22 protein-coding genes are annotated in these 18,095 nt (G+C 68.4%); 15 read left to right on the forward strand and 7 right to left on the reverse strand.

The window, feature by feature from the left end; translation table 11 throughout:
• Positions 1-181: 181 nt before the first annotated feature.
• Together O5I81_RS00545 and O5I81_RS00550 are read left to right on the forward strand one after the other, a co-directional pair.
• A complete protein-coding gene (locus tag O5I81_RS00545) occupies positions 182-2,038 on the forward strand; it encodes a potassium transporter Kup (protein WP_271069077.1) in 1,857 nt (618 codons plus the stop codon).
• Positions 2,035-2,394 (forward strand): hypothetical protein, encoded by a 360-nt coding sequence (locus tag O5I81_RS00550; RefSeq protein WP_271066996.1) that lies wholly within the window; start codon positions 2,035-2,037, stop codon positions 2,392-2,394. The genes O5I81_RS00545 and O5I81_RS00550 overlap by 4 nt, the downstream gene beginning before the upstream one ends.
• 136 nt (positions 2,395-2,530) lie before the next feature.
• Here O5I81_RS00550 and O5I81_RS00555 read toward each other — a convergent pair whose 3' ends face one another.
• Positions 2,531-4,741: a xanthine dehydrogenase family protein molybdopterin-binding subunit gene (locus O5I81_RS00555; protein ID WP_271066997.1), complete on the reverse strand. Its 2,211-nt coding sequence runs from the start codon at positions 4,739-4,741 to the stop codon at positions 2,531-2,533.
• 9 nt (positions 4,742-4,750) lie between these two features.
• A complete protein-coding gene (locus tag O5I81_RS00560; protein WP_271066998.1) occupies positions 4,751-5,254 on the reverse strand; it encodes a (2Fe-2S)-binding protein in 504 nt (167 codons plus the stop codon).
• Positions 5,255-5,373: 119 nt separating this feature from the next.
• On the opposite strand from O5I81_RS00560, the gene rdgB reads away from it, so the two are divergent.
• The 13 genes from rdgB to O5I81_RS00625 all read left to right on the forward strand — a co-directional run bounded on the left by rdgB (position 5,374) and on the right by O5I81_RS00625 (position 13,691).
• A complete protein-coding gene (rdgB, locus tag O5I81_RS00565; protein WP_271066999.1) occupies positions 5,374-5,976 on the forward strand; it encodes an RdgB/HAM1 family non-canonical purine NTP pyrophosphatase in 603 nt (200 codons plus the stop codon).
• Positions 5,976-7,133 (forward strand): radical SAM family heme chaperone HemW, encoded by a 1,158-nt coding sequence (gene hemW, locus O5I81_RS00570; protein ID WP_271067000.1) that lies wholly within the window; start codon positions 5,976-5,978, stop codon positions 7,131-7,133. Before rdgB ends, hemW begins: the two co-directional genes overlap by 1 nt.
• Positions 7,134-7,207: 74 nt before the next feature.
• Positions 7,208-7,438 (forward strand): aa3-type cytochrome c oxidase subunit IV, encoded by a 231-nt coding sequence (locus O5I81_RS00575; protein ID WP_271067001.1) that lies wholly within the window; start codon positions 7,208-7,210, stop codon positions 7,436-7,438.
• A 224-nt stretch (positions 7,439-7,662) separates the two neighbouring features.
• Positions 7,663-8,796, forward strand: a complete 1,134-nt coding sequence (locus O5I81_RS00580; protein WP_271067002.1) for a Re/Si-specific NAD(P)(+) transhydrogenase subunit alpha — start codon at positions 7,663-7,665, stop codon at positions 8,794-8,796.
• 3 nt (positions 8,797-8,799) lie between these two features.
• The gene (locus O5I81_RS00585) at positions 8,800-9,552 is read left to right on the forward strand and encodes a hypothetical protein (protein WP_271067003.1); all 753 of its coding nucleotides are present in this window, start codon (positions 8,800-8,802) and stop codon (positions 9,550-9,552) included.
• Positions 9,553-9,561: 9 nt separating this feature from the next.
• On the forward strand, positions 9,562-9,885 hold the full coding sequence (locus O5I81_RS00590; RefSeq protein ID WP_271067004.1) for a proton-translocating transhydrogenase family protein: 324 nt from the start codon (positions 9,562-9,564) through the stop codon (positions 9,883-9,885).
• Positions 9,885-10,214, forward strand: a complete 330-nt coding sequence (locus O5I81_RS00595; protein ID WP_271067005.1) for a hypothetical protein — start codon at positions 9,885-9,887, stop codon at positions 10,212-10,214. The genes O5I81_RS00590 and O5I81_RS00595 overlap by 1 nt, the downstream gene beginning before the upstream one ends.
• Positions 10,211-10,519: a hypothetical protein gene (locus O5I81_RS00600; RefSeq protein ID WP_271067006.1), complete on the forward strand. Its 309-nt coding sequence runs from the start codon at positions 10,211-10,213 to the stop codon at positions 10,517-10,519. The genes O5I81_RS00595 and O5I81_RS00600 overlap by 4 nt, the downstream gene beginning before the upstream one ends.
• Entirely contained in the window at positions 10,516-10,905 is a 390-nt protein-coding gene (locus tag O5I81_RS00605) for a hypothetical protein (RefSeq protein ID WP_271067007.1), read from the forward strand. The genes O5I81_RS00600 and O5I81_RS00605 overlap by 4 nt, the downstream gene beginning before the upstream one ends.
• Positions 10,902-11,366: a hypothetical protein gene (locus O5I81_RS00610; RefSeq protein WP_271067008.1), complete on the forward strand. Its 465-nt coding sequence runs from the start codon at positions 10,902-10,904 to the stop codon at positions 11,364-11,366. Before O5I81_RS00605 ends, O5I81_RS00610 begins: the two co-directional genes overlap by 4 nt.
• Positions 11,363-11,827 carry a hypothetical protein gene (locus O5I81_RS00615; protein WP_271067009.1) on the forward strand — a complete coding sequence of 155 codons (465 nt, stop codon included), beginning with the start codon at positions 11,363-11,365 and terminating at the stop codon, positions 11,825-11,827. The genes O5I81_RS00610 and O5I81_RS00615 overlap by 4 nt, the downstream gene beginning before the upstream one ends.
• Positions 11,824-13,245 (forward strand): NAD(P)(+) transhydrogenase (Re/Si-specific) subunit beta, encoded by a 1,422-nt coding sequence (locus O5I81_RS00620; RefSeq protein ID WP_271067010.1) that lies wholly within the window; start codon positions 11,824-11,826, stop codon positions 13,243-13,245. The genes O5I81_RS00615 and O5I81_RS00620 overlap by 4 nt, the downstream gene beginning before the upstream one ends.
• Positions 13,245-13,691 (forward strand): hypothetical protein, encoded by a 447-nt coding sequence (locus tag O5I81_RS00625; RefSeq protein ID WP_271067011.1) that lies wholly within the window; start codon positions 13,245-13,247, stop codon positions 13,689-13,691. The genes O5I81_RS00620 and O5I81_RS00625 overlap by 1 nt, the downstream gene beginning before the upstream one ends.
• 299 nt (positions 13,692-13,990) lie before the next feature.
• Here O5I81_RS00625 and ptsN read toward each other — a convergent pair whose 3' ends face one another.
• The 5 genes from ptsN to O5I81_RS00650 all read right to left on the reverse strand — a co-directional run bounded on the left by ptsN (position 13,991) and on the right by O5I81_RS00650 (position 18,078).
• Positions 13,991-14,455, reverse strand: a complete 465-nt coding sequence (gene ptsN / locus O5I81_RS00630; protein ID WP_271067012.1) for a PTS IIA-like nitrogen regulatory protein PtsN — start codon at positions 14,453-14,455, stop codon at positions 13,991-13,993.
• Between the two features lie 58 nt (positions 14,456-14,513).
• The gene (raiA, locus tag O5I81_RS00635; protein ID WP_271067013.1) at positions 14,514-15,143 is read right to left on the reverse strand and encodes a ribosome-associated translation inhibitor RaiA; all 630 of its coding nucleotides are present in this window, start codon (positions 15,141-15,143) and stop codon (positions 14,514-14,516) included.
• 68 nt (positions 15,144-15,211) lie between these two features.
• Entirely contained in the window at positions 15,212-15,844 is a 633-nt protein-coding gene (locus tag O5I81_RS00640) for an exopolysaccharide biosynthesis protein (RefSeq protein WP_271067014.1), read from the reverse strand.
• Positions 15,845-15,885: 41 nt separating this feature from the next.
• Positions 15,886-17,373 carry an RNA polymerase factor sigma-54 gene (gene rpoN / locus O5I81_RS00645; protein WP_271067015.1) on the reverse strand — a complete coding sequence of 496 codons (1,488 nt, stop codon included), beginning with the start codon at positions 17,371-17,373 and terminating at the stop codon, positions 15,886-15,888.
• Positions 17,374-17,469: 96 nt separating this feature from the next.
• Entirely contained in the window at positions 17,470-18,078 is a 609-nt protein-coding gene (locus O5I81_RS00650; protein WP_271067016.1) for an SCO family protein, read from the reverse strand.
• Positions 18,079-18,095 lie beyond the last annotated feature (17 nt).

The following is an 18,095-nucleotide window of genomic DNA, read 5'->3' on the forward strand; positions in this document are numbered from 1 at the left end:
GGGTGTATCGCGCCCGCCGCGCCGTCGTGGTGCTATCCGTTGGCCGGTTCTTGGCCGCTGGACGACTGATCGCATGGCCGCTGAGCCCGCCGATACCGCTTCTCCCGCCGCCGGAGAGCCGCTCCATACCCCGGCAGACCCCCACCAGACTACCGAAGGCCACGGCCACGGCGGTTTCTGGATGTTGGCCATCGGCGCCATTGGCGTGGTGTTCGGCGACATCGGCACCAGCCCGCTCTATGCGATGCGCGAGGCCCTTCACCACTCCCGCAGCGGCGGAGCCAGCGAACTGGCCGTGCTGGGGGTCGTGTCGCTCGTGGTCTGGGCCCTGATCCTGGTGGTGACGCTCAAGTATGTCGTCCTGCTGATGCGGGCCGACAACAAGGGCGAGGGCGGCACGCTGGCGCTCATGGCCCTGGCCCGCAAGACCCTGGCCAAGCCGAACGGCAAGCGCTCGGCCACCGTCTTCTTCCTGGGGGTGATCGGGGCCGCGCTGTTCTACGGCGACGGCATCATCACCCCGGCCATCTCGGTGCTGTCGGCGGTCGAGGGCCTGAAGGATGCGCCGGGCCTGGGCGGCCGGGTCGACAGCTGGATCGTGCCGATCTCGGCCGGCATCCTCATCGCCCTCTTCCTGGTGCAGTCGCGGGGCACGCACCGCATGGCCACCCTCTTTGGTCCCATCACCCTGGTCTGGTTCCTGGTCCTGGGGGGCCTTGGCCTCTACCACCTGTTCGACGACCTCTCGATCTTCCGCGCGCTCAGCCCGCACTACGGGGTGATGTTCCTGCTCCAGAACGGCTTCCTCGGATTCGTCATCCTGGGCAGCGTCTTCCTGGCCGTGACCGGCGCCGAGGCCCTCTATTCGGACATGGGCCACTTCGGCAAGAAGCCGATTCAGGTCGGCTGGCTCTATCTGGTCTTCCCCTGTCTGGCCCTCAACTACCTGGGCCAGGGCGCCTCGATCCTGGCGCACCCCGAGGCGAGGCTGAACCCGTTCTGGGAAATGGTGCCGCAGGTGGTCTACTGGCCGGTCCTGCTGCTGGCCACCCTGGCCACCATCATCGCCAGCCAGGCGGTGATCACCGGCGCCTTCTCGGTCACCCAGCAGGCGGTGTCGCTCGGCCTGCTGCCGCGCATCGACATCCGCCGCACCAGCGAGACCCAGGCCGGCCAGATCTATGTGCCGCAGGTCAACACCATGCTGATGATCGGCGTTCTGGTGCTGCTGTTCAGCTTCAAGACCTCGACCAACCTGGCGGCGGCCTACGGCATCGCGGTGACCGGCTCGATGTTCGTCGACACCCTGCTGGCCTTCGTCATCATCCGCTTCCTGTGGAAGTGGAGCTGGCCGGTCACCCTGGCCGTGCTGGTGCCGCTCCTGCTCCTCGACCTGACCTTCATCTCCTCCAACCTGCTGAAAATTCCGCAGGGCGCCTGGATGCCGCTGGTGTTCGGCGGGGTGCTGGTCGTCATCATGTGGACCTGGACGCGCGGCGGCCAGATCCTCGCCGAGAAGACCCGCCGCGACTCCGTGCCGCTCACCGACCTGATTGGCATCCTCGAGGCCCGCGCCCCGCACCGGGCTCCCGGCACCGCCATCTTCCTGACCAGCGACCCGGACGTCACTCCCGTCGCCCTGATGCATAACCTCAAGCATAACAAGGTCTTGCACGAGAAGAACATCATCGCCACGGTCCGCAACGCCGAGACGCCGCGCGTGCGCGAGGAGGACCGGGTCAAGATCGAGAAGGTCAACGACGACTTCAAGAAGCTGATCATCACCTACGGTTTCATGGAATCGCCCAATGTGCCCAAGGCCCTGGCGCTATGCCGCAAGCAGGGCCTGAAGTTCGACATCATGGCCACCAGCGTCTTCCTCGGCCGCCGCTCCATCGTGCCCAGCGCCCACAGCGGCATGCCCCTGTGGCAGGACAAGCTGTTCATCTTCCTGATGAAGAACTCGGCCAACCCGACCGACTTCTTCAAGATCCCGCCCGGCCGCGTGGTCGAGCTCGGGGCCCAGGTCACCGTATGATCCAGGGCATCAGCATCGCCGGCGACGTCTTCTGGATCCTCGCCCTGGCCGTCATGAGCTCGATGTCCTGGGCGACGCAGAAGCGCATCCCGGCCGGCACGAGCGTGCCGGTCGCCTGGCGCGGCGACCAGGTTCTCGTCCGCGCCCCCAAATGGGCGGCGCTCTGGCTGCTGATCGCCGTCGCCTTCGCCATCGGCGGCTGGATGAAGGTCGAGAGCCGCGCCCCGGACCTCAGCCTGAACGGCGCCTGGATCTGGCTGGGCGTCCGCCTGACCCTGGCCCCGCTGCTCGCCACCCTGCACCTGAGCCAGATCCGCAAGGGCTTGGAGACCCTGGACCGCGAAGGCCGGCTGTAACCCCCTGTCATCCTCCGGCCGCGCAGCGGACCGGGGGACCCAGGGCGGCTCCGGATAGACTCCGAGCAATCGTCACGCGGCCAGTTGGGTCCCCCGGTCGCCCTGCGGGCGCCGGAGGATGACAGCCGTGGGAGGGCTAGGCCTTGACCGGCTTCACGAACGGCTGGCTGAACGTCGCCGGGCGTCCCATGGCCAGCAGGGCGTTGGCCACGGCCGGGCCGATCACCGGCGTGCCCGGCTCCCCGGCCCCGCTCGGGGCATTGCCGCTCGGCAGGATGTGGGTCTCGACGCTCGGGGCCTCGTTCATGCGCAGCACGCGGTAAGTGTCGAAGTTGGTCTCCTGGACGGCGCCGTCCTTGAGGTTCACCTCGCCGTACAGCGCCGCGGACAGGCCGTAGCAGGTTCCGCCCTCCATCTGGCCGGCGATCTGGTCCCTGGCGATGGCGATGCCGCAGTCGACGGCGGTGACCACCCGGCCGACCTTCGGCTCCACCCCGCCGGGCGCGATCTTCACCTCGGCGATCTGGGCCACGACCGTGCCGAAGCTCTCGTGCACCGCCACGCCGCGGGTATAGCCCTCGGCCGCCGTTGGCCCGGCCTTCTCGATGGCCAGGTCCAGCACCGCCAGATGCCGCTTCGCCCCCGCCTTGGTGTAGAGCGTCCGGCGGTACTCGATCGGGTCCTTGCCGGCCTTGCGGGCCAGCTGGTCGATGGTGTGCTCCATGACATAGGCGGTGTGGGTCGCGCCCACCGACCGCCACCACAGCACCGGCACGCCGACGTCTGGCATGTGGGCGGCGGCATCGACGATCGGGGTGGCCTTCAGATAGGGCGAGCCCATCGTGCCCTCGACCACCGTGGTGTCGATGCCCTTGGGGGCCATCGGCGAGCCCTTCATCAGCGACTGCGAGACGATCCGATGGGTCCAGACGGCCGGATAGCCGTCCTTGTCGAGCCGGATCTTCACCGCATGGTGGGTCAGGGGCCGGAAGTAGCCGGCCCGCATGTCGTCCTCGCGGGTCCAGATCAGCTTCACGGGCGTGCCCTTGCCGACCTTCTTGGCGATGTGGACGCATTCGGTGACGAAATCGGACTGGAAGTTGGCCCGCCGGCCAAAGCTCCCCCCGGCGTACAGGGTTTCGATCTCGATGGCGCCCGGCAGGTTGCCGACGATCTTGGCGGTGTTCAGCTGGTCGAGGGTCGGGAACTGGCAGCCGAAGCTGAGCTTGACGCTGTTGCCCTTCACCCGCGCCACGCAGTCCATCGGCTCCATCGGCGCATGGCTGAGGAATGGGAAGTCGTAGGTCGCCTCGAACACCTCGCCGTCGGTGACCGATTTGGGATCGCCCTTGCTGTCGAAAGCTTCCCATTTCAGGTCGGCCGGGCCCTGGCCGGCGGCGAACTTGCGATAGTCGGCCAGCAGGGCGTCGGAGCTCCGCTTTTCCGACTTCTCGTCGTCCCACTGGGCGGTGATGGCGTCGCGGCCCTGCTTGGCGGCCCAGGTGGTGTTGGCCACCACGGCCACGCCGGTGGGGATCTTGAACACATCGACCACGCCCGGAACCTTGCGGGCCGCGGCGTCATCGAAACTCTTCAGCTTGCCGCCGAACAGCGGCGAATGGGCCACCATGGCGACCAGCAGGCCTTCTTCCTGCACATCGATGGTGAATTTCGCGGCGCCGTTGGTCTTGGCCACGGCGTCCTTGCGCCGCACCCGGTCGCTGCCGATCAGGGTGAAGGCCTTGGGGTCCTTGAGGACCACATTCTCCGGCGGCGTCACCTTGGCCGCATCGGCCAGCAGGTCGCCGAACTCGGCCGACTTGCCGGAGCCTGGATGGCTGACGATGCTGTCCTTGACGACAATCTCGCTGGCGTTGACCTGCCACAGGTTGGCCGCCGCCTGCACGAACATCGCCCGCGCCGCCGCCCCCGCCTTGCGGAACTGGGTCCAGCTGTTGGCGATGGCGGTGGAGCCGCCGGTGCCCTGCGCGCCCATCAGCAGGTTCTGATAGAGCTTGGTGTTGGCCGGGGCCTGCTCGATCTTCACCCGGTTCCAGTCGGCGTCCATCTCTTCGGCGACCATGGCGGCCAGGCCGGTGTGGCTGCCCTGGCCCATCTCGATATGCTTGTTGACGACGGTGATCGAGCCGTCGGCGTCGACCTTCACGAAGGGACCGAACTCCCCGACCTTGATCGGGCTGCCGACGCTCACGGCGTCGGCCAGGGAGCAGCCGACCAGCAGCGCGCCGCTGGCGGCCACCCCGGTGACGATGACCTCACGGCGGTTGACGCCCTTGCGGACCGCTTCCGTCGTGTTGGTGGCGAGGTTGCGCAGAAAACGGGTCATCGCTCGCTCCTATTTCGCGCCGGCGGCGGCCGGGGCCGCTTCAGCCGTGGGCTGGGGAAGCGCCGCGCTGATGCCCGAGGCTTCCTTGATGGCGGCGCGGATGCGCTGATAGGTGCCGCAGCGACAGATGTTGCCGCTCATCGCCGCGTCGATTTCCTCGTCGGTCGGGGATGGCTTCTCGGCCAGCAGGGCCGCCGCGCTCATGATCTGACCCGACTGGCAGTAGCCGCATTGCGGCACGTCCAGCCTGGCCCAGGCCTGCTGGGCCGGGTGGGCGCCGCCCAGGCCCTCGATGGTGGTGATCTTGGCCCCGGCGACCGCGCCGATGGGGGTGACGCAGCTGCGCGTCGCCTGGCCGTTCACATGCACCGTGCAGGCTCCGCACTGGGCCATGCCGCAGCCGAACTTGGTTCCGGTCAGGCCAAGTTCGTCGCGCACCACCCACAGCAGGGGGGTGTCCTCGGCCGCCTTGACTGTCACGGCCTTGCCGTTGATTTCCAGATTGACCGCCACCGGTTCCCTCCTCCGAAGTCAGACCGGGGGTATCTTAACGCTGTTCACCCGTGGCCGCGCCAGCGAAATCTTGCGCCCGCAAAACTTGCACAGGAACCGTCCCGGGTGGATGAAGCGCCATGCCTCTGATCCTCCCCGCCGGCACGACCCTGGTCGCCGCCACCCACAACCCCGGCAAGGCCCGCGAGCTGGCCGCCCTGCTGGAGGGCCGCTTCACCGTGCTGACGGCGGGCGAGCTGAACATCCCGGAGCCGGACGAGACCGAGACGACCTTCGTCGGCAACGCCCTGCTCAAGGCCCGCCACGCGGCCCAGGTTTCCGGCCGCATCGCCCTGGCCGACGACAGCGGCCTGTCGGTGACGGCCCTGGACGGCGCGCCCGGCATCTTCTCGGCCCGCTGGGCGGGACCGGGCAAGGACTTCGCCGTGGCCATGGGCAAGGTCGAGGAGCGGCTGCAAGAGGTCGGGACCGACGACTATTCCGCCTGGTTCACCTGCGCCCTCGCCGTCGCCTGGCCGGACGGTCCGTCGGTGGTGGTCCAGGGCGAGGTGCACGGCTCGCTGGTCTTCCCGGGCCGGGGCGACCGGGGCTTCGGCTACGATCCCATCTTCGTCCCCAGGGGCCACGACCAGACCTTCGGCGAGATGGACCCGGAGGCCAAGGACGCCATGAGCCACCGCGCCCGCGCCTTCGCCCAGCTCAAGGCCGCCCTGTTCGAGTGATGCAGAATATCGGGGTCTACATTCACTGGCCCTACTGCGCCCGCATCTGCCCCTACTGCGACTTCAATGTCGTGCGCGACCGGGGCAGGACCCAGGAACAGGCCGACCTCGCCGCCGCCATCCTCGCCGACCTGGCGGCCCAGCGCGCCCTGACCGGCCCCCGCCGCCTGGTCTCGATTTTCTTCGGCGGCGGCACCCCCTCGCTGATGGACCCAGGCTTCGCCGCCGAGATGATCGCCGCCGCCCGTCGCCTGTGGGACGCCGCTCCCGATCTGGAGATCAGCCTCGAGGCCAACCCGACCGACGCCGAGACCGGCCGCTTCGCCGCCCTGGCCGAAGCGGGGGTGAGCCGCCTGTCGCTGGGAGTCCAGGCCCTCGACGACGCCTCGCTGAAGTTCCTCGGCCGCAACCACGACGCCGGCGCCGCCCGCCGCGCCGCCGCCGAGGCCGCCCGGCTGTTTCCCCGTCTGTCGCTCGACCTGATCTACGCCCGCCCCGGCCAGACCCCGGAAACCTGGGCGGAGGAACTGCGCACCGCCATCGGCTGGGGCGCCGACCACATCTCGCCCTATCAGTTGACCATCGAGGCCGGCACCGCCTTCGACCGCGCCGTGCGGCGAGGCTCGTTCAGGCCGGCCGACGAGGCCCTCGGCGCCGCCCTCTATGACACCACCCAGGCGGTTCTGGAGAGCCAGGGCTTCGACGCCTACGAGGTGTCCAACCATGCGCGCGGCCCCGCCGCCCGCTCGCGCCACAACCTCGTCTACTGGACCGGACAGGACTATGTCGGCGCCGGCCCCGGGGCCCACGGCCGGCTGACCTTGAACGGTTCGAGGACCGCCACTGGCGCCCATCGCGGCATCGATGCCTACATCCGCGCGGTGCGGGACGCCGGCCTGGGCTTCGCCGACCGCGAGACCCTGTCGCCGGTCGAGGCGGCCGAGGAGCGGCTGCTGATGGGTCTGCGCATCGACGACGGCGTCGCCTTCGCCGAGCTGGCCCCGCTGGGCCTGACCCCCGACCATCCGGAGGTCGTCTCCCTGGCCGCCGAGGGTTTGCTGCTGACCGGCGGAGGGCGGCTGCGCGCCACCCGGCCGGGTCGCCTCGTCCTCGACTGGGTCACCGGCCGGCTGGCCACCGCCGCAAACCCCGCTTGAGCAAGGCTCTCCCTTGAGTCTAAGCAGGGGCCGTTGTATCCCCGCCCGCGAAACGCGAATTTCAGGAACCGACCATGGCTGACGACTACCACCGCGGCGAGATGGACATCCACGAGCAAGTGGCCACCTACAATGCCGTCATGGGCATGACCAAGTGGGGCAGCCTGGCCCTGGCCGTCGCCATCCTGGCCCTGGTCCTGTGGTTCTGCACCCCGGCCGGCTTCATCGGCGGCCTGGTCCCGGCCCTGGTGCTGCTGGTGGTGGGCATCGTCGTCCTGCGCGACAAGAAGGGCGGCGGCCACTAGGCTTTCGTCCCATTCCACGCGTTACACGCCGGCGAACCGAAAGGCTCGCCGGCGTTGTCGTATCCGGGTTACGCTGCGTCGCAGCATAACTTTGCGCAACGCACCCGGCCTGGGCTCGACAACGGGCAAGATTCTCCCCTAAACAGACCCCCACAACGCGTCTGACGTCAGCCCGAGCGCGGATGCGCTCGCAGGCAGAGAGTTTTCTGGGGGAGATATCCGGCATGGCCGTGATTGCGGTGACCAAGGAACGTCGCGCGGGCGAGACCCGCGTCGCCGCCACCCCGGAAACGGTCAAGAAGCTGATCGCCGCCGGCTGGAGCGTCACCGTCGAGGCCGGCGCCGGCGCCGCCTCCGCCTACCCCGACGCCGACTATGAGGCGGCCGGGGCCAAACTCGAAAAGACCCTGAAAGCCACCCTCAAGGACGCCGACGTCCTGTTCAAGGTGCGCGGCCCCGAGGCCGACGAGATCGCCGCCCTCAAGGCCGGCGCCACGGTGGTCGCCACCCTCAACCCGCACCAGGACAAGGATACGCTGAACGCCCTCGCCAAGGGGGGCGCCACCGCCTTCGCCATGGAGTTCGTGCCGCGCATCACCCGCGCCCAGGTCATGGACGTGCTGTCGTCGCAGGCCAACCTGGCCGGCTATCGCGCCGTCATCGAGGGCGCCGAAGCCTTCGGCAAGGCCCTGCCGATGATGATGACCGCCGCTGGCACCGTCGCCGCCGCCAAGGTCTTCATCATGGGGGTCGGGGTCGCCGGCCTGCAGGCCATCGCCACCGCCCGCCGTCTCGGCGCCGTGGTCACCGCCACCGACGTGCGCCCGGCCACCAAGGAACAGGTCGAGAGTCTCGGCGCCAAGTTCCTCGCCGTCGAGGACGAGGAGTTCAAGAACGCCCAGACGGCCGGCGGCTACGCCAAGGAAATGAGCCCCGAGTACCAGGCCAAGCAGGCCGAACTGCTCAGCGGCCACCTGGCCAAGCAGGACATCGTCATCACCACCGCCCTGATCCCCGGCCGCCCGGCCCCCCGGCTGGTCACGGCGGCCCAGGTGGCCTCGATGAAACCCGGCAGCGTCATCGTCGACCTCGCCGTCGAACAGGGTGGCAATGTCGAAGGCGCCAAGCTGGGCGAGACCGCGATTACCGCCAATGGGGTCAAGATCCTCGGCGCCGCCAACCTGCCCGGCCGCATCGCCACCGACGCCTCCGCCCTCTATTCGCGCAACCTGATGGCCTTCGCCGGCCTGCTGCTCGACAAGGACGGGGCCCTGAACCCCGACTATGAGGACGAGATCCTCAAAGCCGCCCTGGTCACCAAAGGCGGCGCCGTCGTCCATCCCCAGCTGGCCGGCTAGGCCATGCGCGCGGGGCGGCTTCTTCTTCTGGCGCTGACGGCGACCTTCGCCGTCGCCGCCCCGGCGTTGGCCGGCAAGAAGGTGCCCAGCGCCGAACAGGGCGCCGTGCCCTTCATGGTCGGCGCGCCCCTGGGCCTGGAGACCGGTCCCACCGTTCGTCCGGGCGACATCGCCTGGCGCGAGACCCTGCGGCCGGAACGCAACGTCCGCCTGCTGGACGCCGCCGTGGCCCGCAAGCGCCCCGCCGCGCCCGGCGTCGCGGCCGGCACGGTCCTGTTCGGCTACCGGCTGGGCTCCGGCGTCGCCTACTGCCCGCCCGGCGACCTGTCGCGCGGCGTGGTCACCGTCCAGTGCTTCCGCGACTTCAACCGCGATGGAAAGTTCGAGGGCGCCTACGTCACCGAATACATGGACATGGGCAGCCCCTATCTGGCCGGCTCGGTGCACGCCCTCGCGGGGGCCGGAAACATGCGCTACGAGCGCGTCGCCTGGTCCGAGGCCGCACCGATCGAGGGCGCCTACCGCTTCGAAGGCTTCAAGGCCGGCCAGCCCCGGTTCCGGCTGGTGGTGGACGGCGTCAAGGCCGATGACCTGGTCGCCTGCGAGGCGGCCGAAGACGGCTGCCGGATTTCCGGCCTGACCCTCCGGGTCGAGCCGCAAGGCGACGCCGCCCGCATCACCTTGCTGTCTGCCTCGCCGGATCGCCAGATTCAGCTCAACATGTATGGCCTGTCGCTGCCCGGCCCCCGGGACTGAGGAGTTACCATGGACGTCGATCCCACCATCTTCCGCCTGGCGATCTTCGTCCTGGCCATCTTCGTCGGCTATTACGTGGTCTGGAGCGTCACCCCGGCCCTGCACACCCCGCTGATGGCCGTGACCAACGCCATCTCCTCGGTGATCATCGTCGGCGCCCTGATCGCCGCCGCCGCCCACCCCGCGACGGGCCAGGCCATGACCGGCTCGGTCTGGATCTCCAAGGGCGCGGGCGCCATCGCCGCCGGCCTCGCCGCCGTCAACATCTTCGGCGGCTTCCTGGTCACCCAGCGGATGCTGGCCATGTACAAGAAGAAGGACAAGGCGGGGTGATGGACGCTCCGTTCGATCTGGTCTTTGGCGGGGTGATCCTGGCGCAAGTCGTCATGATCGGCCTGTGCCTGCTGGTCTACCGCTGGCGGCTGGCGACCTTCCGGTTCGAACGTGAGGTGATGACCATCGCCATGCTGGTCACGGGCCCGCTCGGCATGCTGCTGATGGACGCCATCCCGCTGGATCCGCCCTACATGGCCGCGCTGAAGACCTATCTTCAGCTGGGTGTGGTCATCCTGCTCGTGCAGGTCCTGTTCTGGTCCGCCTTCCTGCGGCTCCGCGCCCGCCACATCGCCGAACAGGCTGTGTTGAAGGCGGCTGGCGCATGAGCTCCCATCTGGTCGCCCAACTGCTCGGCTATCTGTGCGGTATCGGCGGCCTCGTCGGGGTCGGGGCCTATATCTGGGTGGTGCTCAAGCGCCGCCGCTGGCTGAACAGCGCCGGCCTTCTGCTGACCGCCCTGGCCCTGATGCAGCTCAGCCTGATGATCCACCAGAACCTCGGCTTGACCGGCCTGATCCAGGCGGGCCTGGCCGTCGCCCTGCTGCTGGCGGCGGTGATCGTCCAGCTGGTCGCGGCGGTGCGGGCCCGCACGCCCTGGGACGGCGCTGAGCGCCGGGGAGGCGGCGAATGAAGGCGCTCTGGGCAAGGACCTGGTTCCGGGTCACCGTTGGCATGAGCCTGGCTCTCCTGGCGGGGATCATGGGGGCCATAGCGGGGTTCTCCGCTGACCCGAGGCTGGTCTTCTTCATTGAAGCGCCGTTGACGGTCTACCCGGCGGCGTTTCTCTTCATTGCCTGGGCCTTCGTCCTGATCATCGCCAGCCTTTTCCGGCCCGTTGAGCGCAAAGGGCCGGCGTTTTTCGCCGCGGTGGCCATGATGATGTTTGCCGGGGTGTTCAGGGAACTGGACACCATCACGCCCTGGGGTCTGACGCAGGCGCTGGCGTGCGCCGGACTGATCACCTGGGCTGGCTTTGGCCGCCTGACGCCGAAGACCGACAAGGGAGAGAACGCGTGAGCCCCTCCCCCCTCGAACTGGTCGGGATGATCTGCGCCGTCATCGGCCTGAACATCGGCTGCTTCTACCTGCTGGAGGCGCTGCCCAAATGGCTGGGAGGCCCACGCCGGACGCTGGCCATCGCCGGGGTGCTGGCGGTCTTCCTGGCGGCCATGGCGGCCGATGTCGCCGTCGCCCTGCGCGCCGGACATCAGGCGGCCAACTTCGCCTTCCTCGGCCTGCTGCCGCCGGTGATCCTGATGCGGGCCGCCATCCGGGTTTCGCCGCGCAGCCTGCAGTATGGCCTGTTCGCCCTCGCTGTGGCCGCCGCCGGCGCCGTCGTCGCCGTCCTGCTCAAGAGCCTCATGGACGGCCCGCAGAACGGCTGGACATGGACCCTGATGGCCCTGTTCGTCACCCTGCCTCTCGCCTTCGCCGGCATGACCCTGCGGCGCATCCTCCAGCCGGGGATCGCGGCATGAGCGCCCTGACCCCCTGGATCGCCGCCGCCGCCATCGGTGCAGCAGCCATCGTTCTGATCTGCTTCCTGATGGCTGTGCTCAAAGCCGGCCGTCCGCTGTCGCAGAACACCAGCCGGCTGCTGCTCATCACCGTCACGGTCGTCTATGCGGCCGTGGCGATCTCGGCGCAGCGCTGGACGAACCTGACGCTGCCGCTCGGCCTGGCGATTATCGGGGCCTATGGGCTGGCTGAAGCCGCCCGGAGCCCCATAGCGCGCTGGTCTTTCTGGGCCGTTGGGCTGGCTCTGTCGGCCGCCGCCCTCGCCCTGCAGCTTCTCGATGAGCGCCTCGATTTCTGGCTTGGCGTGATCATCGGCGCCCTTGGCCTGCTGCTGACCGTCTACGCCGGCCATATCGCCCGCCGGCTGATCCGCAATTCAAGACAGACATCCACGCCCACCGAGACGGGAACCCCCGCATGATCGCCAACTTCGCCGCCGTCGCCTACATCGTCTCGGGCGTCCTGTTCATCCTCGCCCTGCGCGGCCTCTCCAGCCCGGTGACCAGCCAGGCGGGCAACCGCAACGGCATGATCGGCATGGCCATCGCCGTCGGCACCACCCTGCTGGTGCTGTGGAATTCCAAGCTGCTCGATCCGGTGACCATCGGCCTGATCCTGGCCGGCGTCGTGGTCGGCGGCGGCATCGGGGCGATCATCGCCCGCCGCGTGGCCATGACCTCCATGCCGCAGCTGGTCGCCGCCTTCCACAGCCTGGTCGGCATGGCCGCCTGCCTGGTCGCCGTCGCCGCCATCTACTCACCGGACGCTTACCAGATCCTCGATCCGGCCACCGGCCACATCCATGCCCAGTCGCTGATCGAACTGGGCCTCGGACTGGCCATCGGGGCCGTTACCTTCACCGGCTCGGTCATCGCCTTCGCCAAGCTCAACGGCAACATGAGCGGCGCGCCGATCCTGCTGCCGGCCCGCCACCTGCTCAACATCGTGCTCGGCCTCGCCATCGTCGGCCTTGTCGCCTACCTCGTCTTCACCGGCGGCCAGGCCAAATGGGCCTTCTGGGCCATCTTCGCCCTCAGCCTGATCATCGGCATCACCCTGATCATCCCGATCGGCGGGGCCGACATGCCGGTCGTCGTCTCCATGCTCAACAGCTACTCGGGCTGGGCGGCGGCGGCGCTGGGCTTCACGCTCGGAAACATCACCCTGATCATCACCGGGGCCCTGGTCGGCAGCTCGGGGGCCATCCTCAGCTACATCATGTGCAAGGCGATGAACCGCAGCTTCATCTCGGTCATCCTCGGCGGCTTCGGGGCCGACGACGCCGCCGCCGCGGCCGGCGGCAAGGTCGAGACCCGCCCCGTCAAGCAGGGCAGCGCCGACGACGCCGCCTTCATCATGAAGAACGCCTCCAAGGTCATCATCGTCCCCGGCTACGGCATGGCCGTCTCCCAGGCCCAGCACGCCCTGCGCGAAATGGGCGACAAGCTGAAGGAAGAGGGCGTCGAGGTGAAGTACGCCATCCACCCGGTCGCCGGCCGCATGCCCGGCCACATGAACGTGCTGCTGGCGGAAGCGAACGTCCCCTATGACGAGGTGTTCGAGCTGGAAGACATCAACAGCGAGTTCTCAACCGCCGACGTCGCCTTCGTCATCGGCGCCAACGACGTCACCAACCCGGCCGCCAAGACCGACAAGACCAGCGCCATCTACGGCATGCCGATCCTCGACGTCGAAAAAGCCCGCACGGTGCTGTTCGTCAAACGCGGCATGTCCTCGGGCTACGCCGGCGTCGAGAACGAGCTGTTCTTCCGCGACAACACCATGATGCTGTTCGGCGACGCCAAGAAGATGGTCGAGGGGATCCTGAAGGGGCTCTGATGGGTCCACGCCCGCCGCGCCTCCCCAGAGCCCCCCGCAAACGTCCGCCGGACCCCCGGCCGGTCTATGTGCGGTTCGTCTGCTTCCACCTCGTCGAAGGCCAGCGCACCCGGCTGGGCCTGTTCCAGGCGCTCGATGAGGCGAGGATGAGCGACAACGCCACCGGCTGGGCCCTGGCCCAGCTCAAGGAGAGCGTCGACTGGTTCAATGAGGAACTAAAGGCGCCGACCCATTTCAATCGCGGACGCTACGGCGCCTGGGGGCAGTCGGCCCTCTGCTGGTTCAAATCCTCGGCCGAGGACCATATCCGCCGCATGTACGACCTGAAGGTCGCGCTGGAGGAATGCGGTGTCCATGTCGAGGTGCTGACCACGCGCGAGCCCGGCCACGTCCTCTATGAGGACGACCACCAGATCGCCGCGGAGCCGCTGGACGGTCGCTTTTGATGGAGACCGGCCCTCCCGCCGAGCCAAAATGAATATGTCTAGACATATTCATCGGCCAAGACGGGCCGACTGCGCGCGGAAGCCGGCCCTGCCTGGACCCGGTGGCGAATGTGGGCCCCGGCAGACCAACATTCCCGGCGTCCATACCAACCGCGCACCTACGCGCCGGCCCACGGTCCCAGCGCCCGGACCCACGGCAAAGCCAACGGGACAAGGGATTGCGCCGGCCAAAGGCCGTCATCGCCTTTTTTGTAGCTGAGGCCGGCGGCGGTATAATGGTAGGCCGCTTCGATAGGCCTTCACGCCGCCGAAGGCTGGGCTTCCCGCTCGAGCAGCGACAGGATCAGTTCCGGCGAGCGGGCCTGGCGCAGTTGGGCCCGCAGGTCAGCCTGGCGCATCAGCCGCGAGACGCGGGCCAGGGCGCGCAGGTGCTCGGACCCGGCATCGGCCGGGGCCAGCAGGGCGAACAGCAGATCGACCTTGGCGCCGTCGACGGCTTCATAGGCGATGGGAGATTCCAGGCGCACGAACACCGCCTGCATCTGCTCCACGCCCTCGATCCGCGCATGCGGCACGGCGACGCCGTGGCCGACACCAGTCGAGCCGGCAGCCTCGCGCTCCAGCAGGGCGTCGAGCACCGCCGTCTGGTCGAGGCCCCAGGTGCGGGCCGCGACGTCGGCGATGACGGACAGGACCTGGCGCTTCGACCCACCGCTCGCCCGGGGGACGATGGCGCGGGGATCAAGCAATTGACCGATGTTCATGGGTGCGCGGCACTTGGAAAAGGTTGAACCGGGTGGCGAAACTTGACGCCTCGGGGTCCTAGCCCTTGGCGCCGGAACCGTTCCCCGACCGCTTGGTGCGCTCGGGATCGATCCATCCGATATTGCCGTCGCTGCGACGGTAGACGACGGACAATCCGCCGTGCGCGGCGTTCCTAAACACAATTGTTTGCGATTCAGTCAAGTCCAGTTCCATAACCGCCCCCGAAACGGTCAAAACTTTCACCTCAGTGTCATTTTCGGCAATGACCATGGCGCTGGGCGCCCCGTCCGAGACGGGTTCTTCCGCGTCCCAGTCGATGTCGTCTTCCGAGTCATCGGGCGCCCGCAGGGTGGTGTAGATCGCCCGCTCTTCCTGCTTGGCGTTGGCGGCAGGGCTGTGGTCCTTGAGCCGGCGCTTGTAGCGCCGAACCCGGGTCTCGATCTTGCCCAGCGCATCGGTGAAGGCGGCATGGGCGTCGCCGCCGGACCCGTGGCTCTGCAGCTTCTGGCCGGAATCGAGCGACAGGGCGCAATCGACCCGGAAGCCATGGCCCGATCGGCTGACGGTCACGTCGGCCGCGCCGCCGCGATCGAAGTACCTTGCGATGCTGTTGGAGAGGTCGTCGGTGATGCGGTCCCGCAGGGCCGCGCCGACATCGACTTGTTTGCCAGCGACTTGGATTTGCATACCGACTAGAACGCGCCGCCGTCATCTTGGTGTCAAGAAAACCGAGGTTACCTCGCCCTTTTGTGACGTCACCCGAACAGGCGGTCTGCCATCTCGATCAGTTTCTCGACGGCTTCGATGGCCACCCGGCCGCCGATGAACAGCAGGCCGAAGCTCAGGGCGCTGATCGCATAGGCAAGCAGGGCGAGGATTCCGTCCCGCTGGATCATGGCCAGGCCGAAGATGGCGATGGCCGCCGCCGGGGCCATGTTGCCCAGCGGAATCGGCAGGATGAGAACCAGGGAGAGCAGAAAACAGACCAGGGCGATCACCCGGTCGCCGACCGGCCCGAACAGGAAGGTCAGCCGCGGGCGGGAAACCTTCTCCACCTTCCGCAGCCAGGGGACCAGCTTGCGAAAGGCGTCGGCCATCTGGGCGCGTTTGATCGGCCGCTCGTCGATGATGTTGGGCAGCCAGGGGCCGCGGACCCCGAAGATCATCTGCGGCGTCATCAGCACCAGGGGGAAGCCAAGGAAAGTCGAGGCGCCGGGCGGCATCGGCAGCCAGTTGGGGGCCGCGAAGACAAAGAACATCGCTCCGAACGCCCGGTGGCCGAGCCGGTGGATGATCTCGCCCAGGGTGACCCTGGGATCGGGATCGGCGGCGATCTCGCTCATCACCTCGGAGAGGGTGAGTTTTCGCTCCTGCTGATGATCGTCCATCCGGCCTCCGGGCGATCAACGCCCGAAGGGCCGATACGGTCCTAGACCGCCGCCCTCAGCGCGCGCCGACGCTCAACCGACGACGGAATACGCATCGCCTCGCGATACTTGGCCACCGTGCGGCGGGCGATGTCCACCCCGGCTTCTTTCAGGATATCGACGATGGTGTCGTCGGAATGGACCTGGGTCTCGTCCCGCTCGGTTTCGATCAGCTGGCGGATGCGATGGCGCACGCTCTCGGCCGAATGGGCCTCGCCGCCGCTGGAGCTGGCGATCGAGGCGGTGAAGAAGAACTTCAGCTCGAACAGGCCGCGCGGGGTGGCGATATACTTGTTGGAGGTCACCCGGCTGACCGTGGATTCGTGCATGCCGATGGCGTCGGCCACCGTCTTCAGGTTCAGCGGCCGCAGGTGCTGCACGCCATAGGCCAAAAAGCCGTCCTGCTGGCGAACGATCTCGCTGGCCACTTTCAGGATGGTGCGGGCCCGCTGGTCAAGGCTGCGGACCAGCCAGCTGGCAGTGGCCATGCAGTCGCTGAGGAAGGCCTTGTCGGCCTCGGTGCGGGCGCCGCCGCTGACCCGGGCGTGATAGCGCTGGTCGACCAGCACCCGGGGCAGGGTGTCGGTGTTGAGTTCGACGTGCCACAGCCCGCCCGGTCCCTCGCGGACATAGACGTCGGGCGACACCGGGTGGGCCGGCTCGCCGCCGAAGGCCGCGCCCGGCCGGGGGGTCAGGGCCCGCAGCTCGGAAATCATGTCGCGCAGGTCTTCGTCATCGACCCCGCAGAGCTTCTTCAGGCCCGCCATGTCGCGCCGGGCCAGCAGGTCGAGGTTGGCCAGCAGGGCGTCCATGGCCGGATCCAGCCGGTCCTTCTCGCGCAGCTGCAGCGACAGGCATTCGCGCACGTCGCGGGCCATGACGCCGGTCGGCTCGAAGCCGTGCAGGACGCTGAGCACCCCCTCGACGAAGGGCATGCCACAGCCCAGCCGCTCGCCGATCTCGTCCAGGTCGGCGCGCAGGTAGCCGCCCTCGTCGACCGCGTCGATCAGCACGGCGGCGACGCCGCGCTCGGCTTCGCTGAGGCCGGCGACGGCCAGCTGGTCGTGCAGATGCTCCGAAAGGGTCTTTTCCTTGCTCAGCCGACCTTCGAAATCGTCCTCGCTCTCGAAGCTGCCGCCCTTGCCGGCGCGCGACCAGTCGATGGCGCCGCCACCGTCGGCCGCCTCGCCGCCCTCGCCGGAATCGCGCTCGCCCGGGCTCAACTCCTCATGGCCGCCGTCCATGTCGGCTGTGGCGGCGGCGTCGGGCATCTCGTCGGCGGCCGCTTCGGCGCGGTCGACCTTGGGCGCGTCCTGCTCGGCTTCCGGCTCGGCGTCGCGTTGCAGCAGCGGATTGCGCTCCAGCTCGGCCTCGACAAAGGCCTCGAGTTCGATGTTCGACAGCTGCAGCAGCTTGATCGCCTGCTGCAGCTGGGGGGTGATGACCAGCCCCTGGCCTTGCCGGAGTTCAAGTCTCGGACCGAGCGACAAAGATCAGCCCTCCCGAGCCGCGTGTTGAAATCGCAGCTTTGGGCCCGGTTGGTTAACAGGGCGCTTAAAACCGGCGCCCTTCTTGCACGCAAGCGGTCAGTCGCCCCGCTTGGCCGCCGTCACCTGGGTGACGATCTCGTCGGGCAGGCGGTAGGGCAGGGCGCGGTCGAACTGGCCGCGCGGGTTCATCAGATAGACCACCGTCGAATGGTCCATGGTGTAGTCGGGCCCGTCACCGACCTTGATGGCCACCGCCTTGTAGGCCTTCACCGCCCGGGACACCTCTTCCTGCGTGCCGGTCAGGCCCAGCGTGCCCTCGGGCGCGCCGTTGGCCTCCAGCCAGTCGGCGATGGCCTTGGGGCGATCGCGGCCGGGATCGATGGAGATGAACACGATCCGCACGTCCTTGCCCTTGGGACCCAGCTGGTCCTTGACCCGGATGAGGTTCTGAAGCGTTCCGGGGCAGATGTCGGGGCAGTAGGTGAAGCCGAAGAAGACCATGTTCCACTGGCCGTTCAGCACCTTCTCCGTCACCGGCCGGCCGGTCTGGTCGACCAGGCTGAAGGCCCCGCCGACGTCGGAGGTCGGGGCCTTGCCCCGGAAGGCGCCGCTGCCGAAGGCCAGGGCCAGCACTACTACCAGACCGAGGGCGACGGCGCCCCAAAGCACCAGCCGTGTTCTGGGGATCGCGCGGTTAGGGGTCATCTCATCTCTCGGGTTGG

It is taken from the genome of Caulobacter sp. NIBR1757, from assembly GCF_027912495.1.
Lineage (GTDB): Bacteria > Pseudomonadota > Alphaproteobacteria > Caulobacterales > Caulobacteraceae > Caulobacter.